This window comes from Thioclava sp. IC9 (genome assembly GCF_002213225.1).
Classification (GTDB): domain Bacteria; phylum Pseudomonadota; class Alphaproteobacteria; order Rhodobacterales; family Rhodobacteraceae; genus Thioclava; species Thioclava nitratireducens.
On sequence record NZ_NBNX01000002.1, the window covers coordinates 40,363 to 54,306 of the forward strand.

12 protein-coding genes are annotated in these 13,944 nt (G+C 64.3%); 6 read left to right on the forward strand and 6 right to left on the reverse strand.

Annotation, left to right across the window (positions count from 1 at the left end; genetic code table 11):
* Window positions 1-99: 99 nt before the first annotated feature.
* Entirely contained in the window at window positions 100-1,365 is a 1,266-nt protein-coding gene (gene clpX, locus B6V76_RS05875; protein ID WP_088726937.1) for an ATP-dependent Clp protease ATP-binding subunit ClpX, read from the reverse strand.
* Between the two features lie 117 nt (window positions 1,366-1,482).
* Window positions 1,483-2,112, reverse strand: a complete 630-nt coding sequence (locus B6V76_RS05880; protein WP_075774357.1) for an ATP-dependent Clp protease proteolytic subunit — start codon at window positions 2,110-2,112, stop codon at window positions 1,483-1,485.
* A gap of 221 nt (window positions 2,113-2,333) precedes the next feature.
* Here B6V76_RS05880 and B6V76_RS05885 point away from each other — a divergent pair, with 221 nt between their 5' ends.
* Window positions 2,334-4,937, forward strand: coding sequence for a methyl-accepting chemotaxis protein (locus B6V76_RS05885; protein ID WP_166504555.1), 2,604 nt, complete (start codon window positions 2,334-2,336; stop codon window positions 4,935-4,937).
* 42 nt (window positions 4,938-4,979) lie between these two features.
* Here the strand turns inward: B6V76_RS05885 and B6V76_RS05890 are convergent, their stop codons facing one another.
* Entirely contained in the window at window positions 4,980-6,278 is a 1,299-nt protein-coding gene (locus B6V76_RS05890) for a urate hydroxylase PuuD (RefSeq protein WP_088726939.1), read from the reverse strand.
* A 122-nt stretch (window positions 6,279-6,400) separates the two neighbouring features.
* Entirely contained in the window at window positions 6,401-6,757 is a 357-nt protein-coding gene (uraH, locus tag B6V76_RS05895; RefSeq protein ID WP_075774354.1) for a hydroxyisourate hydrolase, read from the reverse strand.
* A gap of 326 nt (window positions 6,758-7,083) precedes the next feature.
* Here uraH and B6V76_RS05900 point away from each other — a divergent pair, with 326 nt between their 5' ends.
* Genes B6V76_RS05900 through B6V76_RS05920 form a run of 5 tightly spaced genes read left to right on the forward strand, consistent with a single transcriptional unit; the run spans window position 7,084 to window position 11,802 of the window.
* Window positions 7,084-7,887: a UDP-2,3-diacylglucosamine diphosphatase gene (locus tag B6V76_RS05900; protein WP_077701170.1), complete on the forward strand. Its 804-nt coding sequence runs from the start codon at window positions 7,084-7,086 to the stop codon at window positions 7,885-7,887.
* The gene (locus B6V76_RS05905) at window positions 7,884-9,023 is read left to right on the forward strand and encodes a ceramide glucosyltransferase (protein WP_088721856.1); all 1,140 of its coding nucleotides are present in this window, start codon (window positions 7,884-7,886) and stop codon (window positions 9,021-9,023) included. The genes B6V76_RS05900 and B6V76_RS05905 overlap by 4 nt, the downstream gene beginning before the upstream one ends.
* A 4-nt stretch (window positions 9,024-9,027) precedes the next feature.
* Window positions 9,028-9,603: a VTT domain-containing protein gene (locus B6V76_RS05910; RefSeq protein ID WP_075776029.1), complete on the forward strand. Its 576-nt coding sequence runs from the start codon at window positions 9,028-9,030 to the stop codon at window positions 9,601-9,603.
* Complete coding sequence (locus tag B6V76_RS05915; RefSeq protein ID WP_088726940.1) at window positions 9,600-10,343, forward strand: glycosyltransferase family 2 protein; 744 nt, start codon at window positions 9,600-9,602, stop codon at window positions 10,341-10,343. Before B6V76_RS05910 ends, B6V76_RS05915 begins: the two co-directional genes overlap by 4 nt.
* A gap of 34 nt (window positions 10,344-10,377) precedes the next feature.
* Complete coding sequence (locus tag B6V76_RS05920) at window positions 10,378-11,802, forward strand: dihydrolipoyl dehydrogenase (RefSeq protein WP_088726941.1); 1,425 nt, start codon at window positions 10,378-10,380, stop codon at window positions 11,800-11,802.
* On the opposite strand, the gene B6V76_RS05925 is transcribed toward B6V76_RS05920, so the two are convergent.
* Both B6V76_RS05925 and B6V76_RS05930 read right to left on the reverse strand, forming a co-directional pair.
* Window positions 11,799-12,551, reverse strand: a complete 753-nt coding sequence (locus tag B6V76_RS05925; RefSeq protein ID WP_088726942.1) for a 3-keto-5-aminohexanoate cleavage protein — start codon at window positions 12,549-12,551, stop codon at window positions 11,799-11,801. The genes B6V76_RS05920 and B6V76_RS05925 overlap by 4 nt on opposite strands.
* A complete protein-coding gene (locus tag B6V76_RS05930) occupies window positions 12,548-13,870 on the reverse strand; it encodes an aspartate aminotransferase family protein (protein WP_088726943.1) in 1,323 nt (440 codons plus the stop codon). The genes B6V76_RS05925 and B6V76_RS05930 overlap by 4 nt, the downstream gene beginning before the upstream one ends.
* Between the last annotated feature and the right edge of the window lie 74 nt (window positions 13,871-13,944).

Consider the following 13,944-nt stretch of genomic DNA (forward strand, 5'->3'; position numbering starts at 1 on the left):
AAGGACTAGCGCAAACCCTTCCGCACGAGAAGAGTCATGTCGCAAAACAAAGGGGCGAACCGAAGCTCGCCCCTTGTTGAATCGTTGCTTACGTCGCGATCAGCTCGCCGATTTGCCTCCCTTCTTGGCTTCGGCATAGATCAGCAGCGGTTTTGCGTCGCTCTGGGTCACGGCCTCTTCGTTGACCACGACCTCTTCGACCTCTTCCATGCCCGGCAGTTCGAACATCGTGTCGAGCAGGATGTCTTCCATGATCGACCGCAGGCCGCGTGCACCTGTCTTCCGCTCGATTGCCTTCTTGGCGATGGCGGTCAGCGCATCGTCGGTAAAGGTCAGCGACACACCCTCGATCTCGAAGAGACGCTGATACTGCTTCACCAGCGCGTTTTTCGGCTCGGTCAGGATGGTCACCAGCGCCTCGGCGTCGAGATCGGTCAGCGTCGCGATGACCGGCAGACGACCGACGAATTCCGGGATCAGGCCGAATTTCAGCAGGTCCTCGGGCTCGAGCTCCTTGAACAGCTCGCCGATATTGCGGTCTTCGCTATCCTTTACGTCCGCGCCGAAGCCCATCGCCGAGCCCTTGCCCCGCTGCGCGATGATCCGGTCGAGACCCGCGAAGGCGCCGCCGCAGATGAACAGGATGTTCGTCGTGTCGACCTGCAGGAATTCCTGCTGCGGATGCTTGCGCCCGCCCTGCGGCGGCACGGAGGCCACGGTGCCCTCCATGATCTTCAGCAACGCTTGCTGCACACCCTCGCCCGACACGTCGCGCGTTATCGACGGGTTGTCCGACTTGCGGGTGATCTTGTCGACCTCGTCGATATAGACGATGCCGCGCTGCGCCCGTTCGACGTTGTATTCCGACGCCTGCAGCAGCTTGAGGATGATATTCTCGACATCCTCGCCCACATAACCGGCTTCGGTCAGGGTCGTCGCGTCGGCCATCGTGAAGGGCACATCAAGGATGCGCGCCAGCGTCTGGGCGAGAAGTGTCTTGCCGCAGCCCGTCGGGCCGATCAGCAGGATGTTCGACTTCGCCAGTTCGATGTCGGTCTTCGTGCCGTGGTTGAGACGCTTGTAGTGGTTGTGCACCGCGACCGAGAGCACGCGCTTGGCATGTTCCTGGCCGATCACGTAATCGTCGAGCACCTGGCAGATATCGCGCGGGGTCGGCACGCCTTCGGTGGATTTCAGCCCGGCCGATTTCGTCTCCTCGCGGATGATGTCCATGCACAGCTCGACGCATTCGTCGCAAATGAACACGGTCGGACCCGCGATCAGCTTGCGGACCTCATGCTGGCTTTTGCCGCAGAACGAGCAATAAAGCGTGTTCTTGCTGTCGGAGCCGTTCGAGTTCGCCATCTCTTACCTCTGCTGCCCGGGCCGCCCCGGGCTTCGTGAATTGGCCTGTCCCTTCAAGACTAGGACAGGCCAACCGTCACCTCAATGTCAAAATCGTCCCGAAGTTAAGCGGGAGGATCACTTTTCTCCGTCGTCGCTGACCCGGCTTTCAAGGATCTCGTCGATCAGGCCCCACTCCTTCGCGGCCTCGGCGGACATGAAGTTGTCGCGCTCGAGCGCGGCTTCGACGGTCTCGTAGTCGTTGCCGGTATGCTTGACGTAGATTTCGTTCAGGCGACGCTTGAGCTTCTCGGTCTCGCGGGCGTGGATCATGATGTCGGTCGCCTGCCCCTGGTAGCCGCCCGAGGGCTGGTGGACCATGACGCGGCTGTTGGGCAGCGAGAAGCGCATCCCCTTTTCGCCCGCGGTCAGCAGCAGCGAGCCCATCGAGGCCGCCTGCCCGATCACCAGCGTCGAGACCTTGGGTTTGATGTATTGCATCGTGTCGTAGATCGACAGACCGCTCGTCACCACGCCGCCCGGCGAGTTGATGTACATCGCGATCTCTTTCTTCGGGTTCTCGGCCTCGAGGAACAGAAGCTGCGCGCAAATCAGCGTCGACATGCCGTCATGGACGGGGCCCGACAGGAAGATGATGCGCTCCTTCAGCAGGCGCGAGTAGATGTCGTAGGCACGCTCGCCGCGCGAGGTCTGCTCGACCACCATCGGCACCAGCGTGTTCATGTAAAACTCGTGGGGATCTTTCATCTCGGCCCTTCCTGGTCGTTCGACGCTCTTCATAGCGTGTGATCTTTACAGAAGTCTTAGTGACCGCATCGGGGACCTTCAAGGGCACTGACTGCGGGGAAAATGCGCTTGCGGCGCAAATGCTGACCTGCAGCAGGTCCGCGTTAAGGGCATCGAAAGGGGATGGACGTAGCGTGTCCGCGATTTTGCGGGAATGCCCCCGTGTGGAAAAAGAGGCGGAGATGTCCAAATCCGAGGCTGGTGCAAGCGCCTGGCACACCGTGATGGTCAAATTGCTGGCCCTGATCGCGATCGTCGGCATCATGTTCGCGGCGCTGATGACGTTGCTCACGATCAATTCGAACCATCGCCGCGCCAACGAGGCCGCGAGGACGCAGCTCGACCAGATCCTGCCTATGCTCGGTGATTCGGTAACGGATGCGCTGATCACGGGACGGATCGCAGACGCGTCTCATGAGGTCAAAGCGGTCCTCGCGGGCTCCGACGGCGCCGGTCAGTCCGCGCTGGTGCTCAACTTGCGCGGCGACGTTCTGGCTAAGGCGGGCGAGGCCGACCCAGCCTTGGTCACGCTTGCGCAAAACGCGATTGAGGCGCAGGGCCTGAAGAAATCGGCAGACGGGCTGAGCGAAGCAATTCCCCTGCGCATTTCCCCGCAAGACGACCCGCTCGCCGTGCTCGCACTGCGATGGAGCCCGGCACCCGCCATCGCGCGCGCTGCCGAGGACATGATACGCAACCTCGCTTTCACGGCCTTGATTTTTGTGGGCATTCTCGGCGGCGCGATGCTCGGCGTACGCTGGCTTATCGCGCGACCGCTCACCCGCGTGACGCAGGCGATGCACTCCGTAGTCGCGGGGCAGTTCGATGCCGAAATCCCCGCCACCAAGCGCCACGACGAAATCGGCGCGATCGCCCGCGCGCTGCAAACCTTCGCGTCCGAGCTTGCGATCGCCGAATCGCGCAACCGCGCAGCGCGGGTCCACAGCGCCGCACTCGAAAGCGCCTCGGTCGCGATCATTCTCACCGGCAACGATCACGTCATCACCTTCGCCAACGAGGCCGCTTCGGATCTGCTGCGCCCCTTCGCGCCAGAAATCCGATCCTACAACCCGAGTTTCGACCCCGATAAGCTTGTCGGAACCCGCGCGGACCAGATTTTGCCAGCGGGGACGACCGCGGCCGCAGCGCTCGACGGCGGGGCACGCGACACCCTCACCCTCGAAGGCCGAATGCGCGCCGGATCGCTTCTCTGCCTCGTCAGCCCCGTGACCGACGAGGCGGGCGAAAAGATCGGCCATGTCTCGCAATGGCGCAACACCACGGAAGAACGGCGCAATGCCTCGCTGATCTCTGCGATCGACGCCAACCTGCTGCGCGTGGACCTACGTCCCGATGTAACGATCGACACGCTCAATCACGCGTTTGCCGAAGTCTACGGCGCGCCCCGCGAAGAAATGGCCGGGATGTCCGTAGCCGGCCAGATTACCTTTGAGGGCACGCCGGTCTGCGAAATTCTCCGGCGCGATCCGCAGCCATTCGCGGGTATGCTGATGCTGCGCTGTGCCGACGGCCGCCAGGCCTGGCTCGAAGGCTCGGTCAACCCGATCCTCGATTCGGACGGCACGATGGTCATGTTCACCGTGCTCGCGAGCGACCGCACCCAGCAGCATTTGGAGGCTGACGCCCGCCGGAAAGAACGCGACGCGATGCAAGCCGCCCAACAACACATTGTCGAGACCCTGAAATCGGCCTTGGCCGGGCTCTCCGCCGGGGATCTCATGGCCGAGATCACCGCTGAATTCGAAGGCGATTCCAAGACATTGCGTGACGACTTCAACAGCGCGATCGGCGATTTGCGCGACGCGATGCGAAAGGTGCTCGACAACGCCGGATCGATCCGCACTGAGGCGCGGCAAATTTCGTCAAACTCCGATGACATGGCGCGGCGCACCGAACGGCAGGCCGCCACGCTCGAGGAGACCGCCGCCGCGCTCAACGAGATCACCGCCTCGGTCGAGGCGGCCGCCCAGGCCGCCGGCCGCGCGAATGACCTTGTCGAGACCGCCCGGCGCAGCGCGGAAGAAAGCGGCCAAGTCGTTTCCGAAGCCGTGCAGGCGATGTCGGAAATCGAACAAAGCTCGGAGCAGATCAGCCGGATCACCAGCGTCATCGACGAGATCGCCTTTCAGACCAACCTGCTCGCCCTGAACGCCGGGGTAGAGGCCGCACGCGCTGGCGAAGCCGGACGAGGCTTCGCGGTCGTCGCGTCGGAAGTGCGTGCGCTCGCGCAGCGCTCCTCTGACGCTGCACGCGAGATCGCCGAGTTGATCGCGAACTCCTCAGCACAGGTGAAACGCGGCGTCGGCTTGGTGGGCCAAGCGGGCGATGCGCTCGGGGGCATCCAGTCCTCCGTTTCCGATCTTCTCGCCTATGTCGCGGACAGCGCGAATGCTACGCAGGAGCAAAGCGCGGGCCTGACGGAAATCAATTCCGCCGTCACGCAGCTCGATCAGGTAACCCAGCACAACGCCGCCATGTTCGAAGAGGCCCTCGCCGCTAGCCAGGTCCTCGAACGCGAGGCCGTGGAACTCGGCGAGGCGATGGGACAATTCAAACTTGGCGAGGCATCGGGTGCCAGCCCCAGTCGTGTCGACTCTGCGGACAAACCTGCTGTGGCGCCGCGACGTGCGCCCGAGAAATCGGAGCGCATTGCCTCCGCGCCGCCGAAATCGGCCCCGCGCGATGCTGCTTCGCCTATCAGCGTGTCAGGCAATACTGCCTTTGCTTTGCCGCCGCCCACGGATGACGATTGGGAGGATTTCTAGCTCATCACTATGATCCCTGAACCCGCCGATATGCGGCAGCGATCACGACGCGTCAGGATGGGGAACCGCGATCTCGGCCTCGGCCCGATCCGTTGGACCTGCCGCTTGCGTCCCGGCCTCGCCCGCTCGGAACCAAGCCCGGATGGCGGCGCGCTCCTGCGGCTCCATGTAGCTCAAATTCGCAGGCGGCATCGCGTCGGTCAGCCCGGCTTGCACGTAGATTTGCCGCGCGGCGGCGGCGATTTCGCGGGGCGTCTCGAGCTTGATATTCTTGGGCGCATGGCCAATCCCTTCATAGCCGGGCTCGCTCGCATGACACATCGAACAGCGCCCCATTACGATACCGCTCACTTCGTCGAAGCCGGGCGCCGCCGCGAAGCGCTGCTCGAAAGGCGTCAACATGGCGCTGTCCTCGGCGTCCGCCCCGGCATCCGCCTTCGGGATCGAGGACAGCCATACGATCGCAATAAACAACGCCGCGGTGGCGCCCCAGGTCCACCACGGCTTACCCTTATGGGCGTGGTGCGTGTTGAAGAAGTGCCGGATCGTCACCCCCATCAGGAACACCAGGGAGGCGATAAGCCAGTTATAGGCGCTCGCGAAAGCCAGCGGATAGTGGTTCGACAACATCAGGAAGATGACCGGCAGCGTCAGGTAATTGTTATGGGTCGAACGCTGCTTGGCGATCTTGCCGTATTTCGGATCGGGCGTGCGCCCCGCCACGAGGTCGGCCACTACGATCTTCTGGTTCGGAATGATGATCAGGAACACGTTTGCGGTCATGATCGTCGCGGTGAAGGCCCCCAGATGCAGCAGCGCCGCGCGGCCCGAGAAGACCTGCGTATAGCCCCAGGCCATCGCGACGAGAATGACGTAGAGGCCGAGCATGAGCCGGGTGTTGTTTTCGCCGAAGCGCGATTTGCAGATCAGGTCGTAAAGGAGCCAGCCGAGCGCGAGCGAGCCGATCGAGATCAGAATTGCCCCCCAGACCGGCAGCTCCATCACCCGCGGATCAATCAGATAGAACTGCGCCTGCGTCCAGTAGAGCACCACCAGCATCGCGAAGCCCGAAAGCCACGCCATGTAGCTTTCCCATTTGAACCAGGTCAGCCGGTCGGGCATCTGCGCCGGGGCCACGAGATATTTCTGGATGTGGTAGAAGCCGCCGCCATGGACCTGCCACGCCGCCCCATGCACCCCTTCAGGCGCGCCGGGTTCGGGCACCAGCCCCAGATCGAGCGCGATGAAATAGAAGGACGACCCGATCCACGCAATCGCGGTGATCACGTGCAGCCAGCGCACCGCGAACTGCACCCATTCCAGAAAAAAAGTGTAATCCATCCGTCGTCCCTCGTTTTGCGCCTAGAGTTTCCGAAGCCACGGCCGAGCGCAAGCGATGGCGCGGCGGAACCGCCGGATTTTTGTCCGGATGCTCAAATCACGAGCAGATGGACGCCCCGGGCTCAGCTGCCGCGATAGGTTGAGTAGCCGTAGGGCGAGAGCAGCAGCGGCACGTGGTAATGCGCCCCGGCATCATTCATCCCGAAGCGGATCGGGATATCGTCGAGGAACAGCGGCTCTTCCGCTCCCTGCCCGCTCGCCCGCAGATAATCCCCCGCAGCGAAGACCAGTTCGAACTGCCCGGTGCGAAACCGCTCCGCCGGCAGGATCGGCGAGTCGGTGCGCCCGTCGGCATTCGTCACCATCTCGGCCAGCACCTCACGATCGTCTCCGTTGAGAGCGAAGAGCGTGATCTTGAGCCCGTCCGCCGGGCATCCCCGCGCCGTGTCGAGCACATGGGTGGTCAGATATCCTGCCATCGCGTTCTCCTTCGCCAATCGTCGTCACCGCGACCACTATGCTTTCGGGTGAAACAAACCGCAAGATATCGTGCGCTCACCGGAAGTTGCTTGGTATTTCACACCCTTATGGTTGATCACCGCACAGCTGCCTCTAGGTGACATAACAGGTTCACGTAGCCGTCACATCGATGTCACGTAGGAAGGCGATGGGCAGCGCAGCAAAGAGCGGAAGGATCCTATGGCCCATAAATTGCAGTCTGCCATTTTCCGGACTGTCTCCGCATCGCTTCTCTGCGCAGGCGTCGGGTGCCTGCCTCTCCCCGCCGATCCACCGGAGATGTGACATGAGCCGATCGCGCCATCACAACAAGCACCACTACCGCAGCCTCTTCCTCTCGGATTTTCACCTTGGCTCGCGCGGGTGCAGCCCCGGCCCGATACTCGACTTTCTGCAAAGCGTCCGGGCCGACGCGATCTACCTCGTCGGCGATATCCTCGACCTCTGGCATGGTGGCCCCGTGCAGTGGGGGGATATCCATGCCGAGATCATCGAGACCCTCGAGGCCCATGCCGAGGCCGGAACGCGCATCGTCTACCTGCCCGGCAATCACGATGCGGCACTACGCTCGCCGGGTATGAACTTCCTCAGCTTTGAGCTGGCCGAGACGGCACTCCATGTCGGCGCGGACGGGCAGCGCTACCTTATCGTGCATGGCGATCAATGCGATGCGCGCATTCTGCGCTGGCACGCGATGACCCGTTTCGGAAGCCGGATGGACGCGCTGTTCCGCGGCATCGATGCCTGGTTGCGCCGCCGCCGTGACGTTTCCGAGACAGAGCGCACGTTGATCCAGCTCGCGATCGAGGGGATTAACCACCTGATCGCACGTGGCTCGGGTTACGAGCATCGGCTGATCGCGCTGGCTTCCGAGGCCGGGGTCGACGGGATCATCTGCGGCCACTCGCACAAGCCCGCGCTGCGCGAGGTCGGCGGAATGACCTACGCGAATTGCGGCGACTGGGTGGACAGCCTGACCGCCTTGGCCGAGGATAGTTCAGGCGCATTGCAACTTCTTCAATGGGGCGCGGAGCCCGCTGCGGTCACCGAGACCGGCACCCGCCCCGCCGTCGCAAAGGTTCGTGCATGACGATCGTTCTGCTCTTCCTTGCAGCCCTTCTGGGCATCACTCTAACGGCGCATCTTCTCAGCGCCGCGATGACCGCGTGGCGCGAATCCCGACCACCGAAGCCGGTGCCCGACGACCTGCCTTTCATCGCGCTGATGCGCCCGGTCTGCGGGGTCGACCCGTTCGACGCGGAGACGCTGGGCTCGTCCTTCGAACTCGACTATCCGGATTACGAGGTAATATTCTGCGCGCCGTCCGAGCACGACCCGGCCTGCGCGCTGGTCCGTCGCCTGATCGAAGAGAACCCGCATGTGCGTGCGCGGCTTCTGACCGGGCTCGACGCGGTGTCGGGCAATCCGAAGCTGAACAACCTGCACAAGGGTCTGTCCGCGACCGACGCTGAGTGGCTCGCGATGGCCGATAGCAATCTGCTTTTGCCGCGCGATTATCTGAAACGGTTGGTGGCGGAATGGCGGCCCGGCACGGGGCTGGTCTCCGCTCCGCCGGTGGCCGAGCGTCCAGGCAATCTCTGGGGCGCCGTCGAGGCAGCGTTCCTCAACACCAATCAGGCGCGCTGGCAGGTGGCGGCCGACATGATCGGGCTGGGCTTCGCTCAGGGCAAATCGCTGTTCTGGCGGCGCGACATCCTGATGGCAGGCGGCGGCTTTGCGGCGCTCGGGCGCAACATGGCCGAGGACGTGGCCTCTACGAAACTCGTGCGCCGGCAGGGGCTGAAGGTGCGGCTGACGCGGCACCTCTTCGCGCAACCGATCGGGAGGCGCGCGGCTCGCACGGTCTGGGACCGCCAGCTGCGCTGGTCCAAGGTGCGTCGCGACGGCTTCGTGATGATCTTCGCCGCAGAGATCGCGCAGGGCCCTTTCCTGCCCTTCCTCGCCGCGCTTGCCCTCGCCGCTTTGGGCGCGATGCCATGGATCGCGCTGCCGCTTCTGGTTGCGCTGTGGTACGGTGCCGAGGTGCTGCTGGCGCGGATCGCGGGCTGGCCCGCCTCCGCGCGCGACATCGCAGGGTTCGCGATCCGCGACGCGATGCTGCCCGCGCTTTGGCTGATGACATGGTTCGGGCGCGATTTCACGTGGCGCGGCAATGACATGACCCATCGGGACGTGGCGCGCCGCGACACCCCCGTCACGGAGTAACCTTATGTTCGGCTTGGAGACGATCTCCGCATTGATGGCGAAACACGGCTTGGCCGTAATCGCGCCGATTGCGGTACTCGAAGGGCCGATCGTGACCGTGATCGCGGCGTGGCTTGCCAGCCAGAACCTGTTCTCCGTCTGGTCGGTTGCGATCATCGTGATCCTTGCCGATCTCGTCGGCGATCTGGGGCTCTATTCGCTTGGCCGATGGGGGCTGAACCGGATGCCCAAGAAATGGCGCGACAGGCTGGGCCTGAGCCGCGCGCGGCTCGTGAGCGCGGCGCGGCACTTCCAGAGCAAGGGGATCAAGACGCTGGTCTTCGGCAAGCTGACCCATTCGGCTGGCGCGCCGGTGCTGGTCGCAGCCGGGGTCGCGCGGATGAATTTCTGGGTGTTCATGCTGACCAATCTGATCGCCACGATCCCGAAATCGCTGGCTTTCGTGGCACTCGGCTATTGGCTCGGCTCGCATATCGGCAAGATCGACAGCTGGCTGTCGACGGGCTCGCTGATCCTGCTCGTCGTGATCGCGCTCGGCGCCACGATCTGGTTCTATCGCCGCAAGAGGTCGCACTCATGACGAAGATCAGCTGCATTCTGCCCGCCTATAACGAGGCCCCGCGGATCGGCGCGGTGCTGGAGCGCGTGCTGGGTCATCCGCAGATCGCCGAGGTGATCGTGATCGACGACGGCTCGAGCGACGGCACCGCCGAAATCGCCGAGGGGTATCGCGCCGCCCATCCGCATCTGCGGGTGCTGCGCCAGACACAGAACGGAGGCAAGACGGCGGCCGTGGCCGCGGGGATCGCAGAAGCCGCGGGCACTCACCTGATGCTGCTCGACAGCGATCTGCTGGGGCTGACCCATTCCGATCTGGGCGCGCTGATCGCGCCTGTGGCGAATGGGGAGGCCGATGTCACGATCAGCCTGCGCCGCAACGCGCCGCGCATCTGGCGGGTGATCGGGCTCGATTACATCTCGGGCGAGCGTGTGATCCCGCGCGAGATGCTGGGCACACGACTGGAGGCTCTCAACGCCCTTCCCCGCTTCGGGCTGGAGGTGTTCATGAACCGCCTGTGGATCGGCGCGCGCGCCCGGATCGCCGTCGTCGCGTGGCCCGGCGTCGACAGCCCGATGAAGTCCGCAAAGCTTGGCAACTGGCGCGCCGGTGTCGCCGCCGACGCGCGGATGATCCGCGACATCTTCCGCACCATCGCACCGCATCGCGCGTTGGGGCAGATCGTGGCGATGCGCCGCCTGCGGGTGCCAGCTCAGGCGCAGACTTTACCGCGCAAAAGCTTGGAACGTATAGCTCGCTAGGCGGTTCGGTTCGCGACAGTTCAGCGGAGGTTTCATGTCACAACATGCGCGCGTCGTCATAATCGGCTCCGGCTCGGCCGGGTTGTCCGCCTTGCGCGAGGTGCGCCATGCGACAGATGACTTCCTCATCATAAATGACGGCCATTGGGGCACGACCTGCGCCGAAAGCGGCTGCATGCCTTCCAAGGCGCTGATCGAAGCCGCCAACGCCTTCCACCGTCGCCACGATTTCGAGGCCTTCGGGATTTCCGGCGCCGAGACGCTGCGCATCCGCGTGCCCGACGTGATGGCGCGAATGAAACGGATGCGCGACGACTTCACCAAATCGCCGCGCGCGGTGCCCGAGAAACTCGGCGAAAAGGCGATCTCGGGTCGCGGGAAACTCCTCGGGCCGAACCGGATCGAGATCGAGGGACACGGGGAAGTGACCGCCGATGCGATCATCCTCGCGACCGGTTCGTCGCCAGTGCTGCCGGGGCCGTGGAAAACCTTCGGCGATCGTATCTTTACCACCGACACGCTGTTCGACCGCGACGACCTGCCCAAGCGGATCGCGGTGATCGGCATGGGCGCGATCGGCGTGGAACTCGCACAGGCGATGGCGCGGATGGGTATCGAGGTCGCGGGCTTCGATGCGTTGGAAAGCGTGGCTGGCATGACCGACCCGGAAGTCGCTGCACTCCTGCGCGACGCCATCGCGGCGGAACTGCCGCTGCATCTGGGTGCCCCGGCTGAGATTTCCGAGGGCAATGCGGGCAGTTTGATCGTGAAAGGCGCAGGCGGCGCAGAATTCGAGGCCGACGCCGTGCTTGCCGCGATGGGACGCCGCCCCAATATCGCGGGGCTCGGGCTAGAGACGCTCGGCGTGCCGCTCGACGATCACGGGATGCCCGAGGTCGACGCCTCTTCCACGCAGATCGGCGATCTGCCGGTCTTCATGGCGGGCGACGCAAACGCGATCCACCCGATCCTGCACGAAGCCGCGGACGAAGGGCATATCGCGGGGCGCAACGCCTTGGCCGAAAGTCCACGCCGCTATCGCCGCCGGGCCTCGATGGCCATCGCCTTCTGCGCGCCCAACGCGGTGCGTGTCGGGCAGAGCTTCGCGGATCTGGAGGGGAAGGACATCTTGATCGGACACGCCAATTTCGCGACGCAATCGCGCGCCCGGCTGGCCGAAGAGGCGCATGGCCTGATCCGCATCTATGCCGAGCCGGGAAGCGGCAAGCTCCTGGGCTGCGAGATGGCGCTGCCCGAGGGCGAGCATTTCGCGCATCTCTTCGGCCTCGCGATCCAGTCGGAGATGAGCACCTACGACATGCTGGCGATGCCCTTCTATCATCCGGTGATGGAGGAAGGGCTGCGCAGCGCCTTGCGTGAGATCGCCCGGCAATTGCCCGACGAAGAGCGCTCCGACCTCGCCGACTGCCCCGAGAAAGGGCATTCGACGCTCGATTAAAGGGCTGCGATCTCGGCCACACGCGCGGCGTTGTCGGGCGCGGTCGTCCCGTCTTCCATCACCAGCGAATTCTCGAACCCGATCCGCGCCTTGCCCCCCTTGGCGAGCGCGTTTCTCAGGCAGGCGGTCTCGCCCCGGCCGAAGGCGCAAATCGCCCAGTCGGGGGTGATCGCCTCGGCTTGCATCCAGTCGAGGAACGGGTCGAGCATCTCAGGCGTCGAGACTTGCCCCGCGACATAACGGCCCATTACGAAGATCAGTTGCAGTGCCGGATCGCGCAGCAAACGGTCGGGCAGAACGCGCGCCAGCGCCTCGGCATCCTCGCGGGAATAGAGGATATGTTGGATCGCGATCCCGCGCTCTGCCGCCTCCTCGTAGAACTTCATCGCCAGCAATTCATGATCGCGCAGCATCTCGCGCGCCGAGACAGAGACCATATGAGCGCCCGAGTTCAGAGCGACGTAGCGCTGGTGGCCCGGCGCGTAGCGCCCCGCGGCCTCGGTGGTGATCTGGATCGCCATGTCGCCCAAGCGCGGACGCAGATGGGCCAACGCCTCGGCATAGGCTCCACTATCGAGCAGGTGCCCGCCCGCATCGTCGCGCAGGTGCAGATGCAGCGCCCCTGCCCCGGCGTCGCGGCAGGCGAGCGCAGTCTGCGTGATTTCGTCGAGCGAGACCGGCAGCGCCGGATGGTCGGTCTTGGTCTTGGTCGCCCCGTTCGGCGCGACCATGATACGCGGCAGGCTCACCCGAGAACCTCGCGGATCGCGGTGCCGAGCTTGTCCACCAATTCGCCGATCTGGTCGTCGGAGATGATGAAGGGCGGCGCGAGCAGGATGTGGTCGCCGCGCTGGCCGTCGATCGTGCCGCCCATCGGGTAGCAGACGAGCCCCGCCTCGAAAGCCGCAGCCTTGAGCTTCTTGTTGACGGCCTTCGCCGGATCCATCGGCTCTTTCGTGGCGCGGTCGGCCACGATTTCCAGCCCGCGGAACATGCCGCGCCCACGGATGTCGCCAATATGGGGATGCTGGCCGAACGCCTCGCGCAAAGCCGCGTCGAGCACTTCGCCCTGCTGCGCCGCCCGCGCGACCATGCCACCCTCGGTCAGCTTCTTGACCACGGCATCGCCCGCGGCGGTCGCGGTCGGGTGGCCGATATAGGTATGTCCGTGCTGGAAGAAGCCCGAGCCGTTGACGAAGGCGTCATAAATCTCGGACGTGCAGATCGCCGCCCCGATGGGCTGATAGCCCGCGCCGAGCCCCTTCGCGATGGTGACGATATCGGGCGCGATCCCGTCCTGCTCGCAGGCGAACAACGTACCGGTCCGGCCCATTCCGCACATCACCTCGTCGAGGATCAGCAGGATGCCGTATTGATCGCAGATTTCGCGGATACGCTTGAAATAGCCCTTCACCGGCGGCACCGCGCCCATCGTGGCGCCCACGACCGGCTCGGCGATGAAGCCGATCACGTTCTCCGCCCCGAGACGCTGAATTTCGGCCTCCAGCTCGTTGGCGACGCGCAGACCGTATTCCTCGGCGGTCTCGCCGTCCTCGCGCCAGCGGTATTCATGCACGGGCGCGATGTGGCTCACATCGATCAGCAGCGGGTTGAACTTCTCGCGGCGCCACGCATTGCCGCCAGCGGCCAGCGCGCCCAGCGTGTTGCCGTGATAGGACTGGCGGCGCGCGATGAAATGCGACCGGCTCGGCTCGCCCTTCTCGACGAAATATTGCCGCGCCATCTTGAGCGCGCTTTCCACCGCCTCCGATCCCCCGGACGTGAAGTAGACGCGATCCAAGCTCCCCGGCGCGTGAGCGATGAGGCGCTCGGCAAGCCGCTCGGCGGGTTCGGAGGAGAAGAAACCGGTATGCGCGAAGGCGATATTGTCGATCTGATCCTTGATCGCGGCAATCACGTCCGCGTCAGAGTGACCGAGACAGGACACGGCCGCACCGCCCGAGCCATCGAGATACCGCTTGCCCTCGGAGTCGAGGATGTAGATACCGTCGCCCTTTACTGCCAAGGGCGCAGTGGACTTCGTGTGGCGCGGGAATACATGGCTCATATCGGTCCCTCCTTCGGGACAAGATTGCGTGAGGGTCGCTGATCACCCCATGAAACATATGTTTTACGCATTGA

Excerpts from the sequence above, each read along its gene's own strand:
- B6V76_RS05930 (WP_088726943.1), bottom strand. The coding sequence starts at position 13,870 with ATGAGCCATGTATTCCCGCGCCACACGAAGTCCACTGCGCCCTTGGCA.
- B6V76_RS05915 (WP_088726940.1), top strand. The coding sequence starts at position 9,600 with ATGACGAAGATCAGCTGCATTCTGCCCGCCTATAACGAGGCCCCGCGG.
- B6V76_RS05880 (WP_075774357.1), bottom strand. The coding sequence starts at position 2,112 with ATGAAAGATCCCCACGAGTTTTACATGAACACGCTGGTGCCGATGGTG.
- uraH (WP_075774354.1), bottom strand. The coding sequence starts at position 6,757 with ATGGCAGGATATCTGACCACCCATGTGCTCGACACGGCGCGGGGATGC.
- B6V76_RS05900 (WP_077701170.1), top strand. The coding sequence starts at position 7,084 with ATGAGCCGATCGCGCCATCACAACAAGCACCACTACCGCAGCCTCTTC.
- B6V76_RS05885 (WP_166504555.1), top strand. The coding sequence starts at position 2,334 with ATGTCCAAATCCGAGGCTGGTGCAAGCGCCTGGCACACCGTGATGGTC.
- B6V76_RS05905 (WP_088721856.1), top strand. The coding sequence starts at position 7,884 with ATGACGATCGTTCTGCTCTTCCTTGCAGCCCTTCTGGGCATCACTCTA.
- B6V76_RS05910 (WP_075776029.1), top strand. The coding sequence starts at position 9,028 with ATGTTCGGCTTGGAGACGATCTCCGCATTGATGGCGAAACACGGCTTG.
- B6V76_RS05890 (WP_088726939.1), bottom strand. The coding sequence starts at position 6,278 with ATGGATTACACTTTTTTTCTGGAATGGGTGCAGTTCGCGGTGCGCTGG.
- clpX (WP_088726937.1), bottom strand. The coding sequence starts at position 1,365 with ATGGCGAACTCGAACGGCTCCGACAGCAAGAACACGCTTTATTGCTCG.
- B6V76_RS05920 (WP_088726941.1), top strand. The coding sequence starts at position 10,378 with ATGTCACAACATGCGCGCGTCGTCATAATCGGCTCCGGCTCGGCCGGG.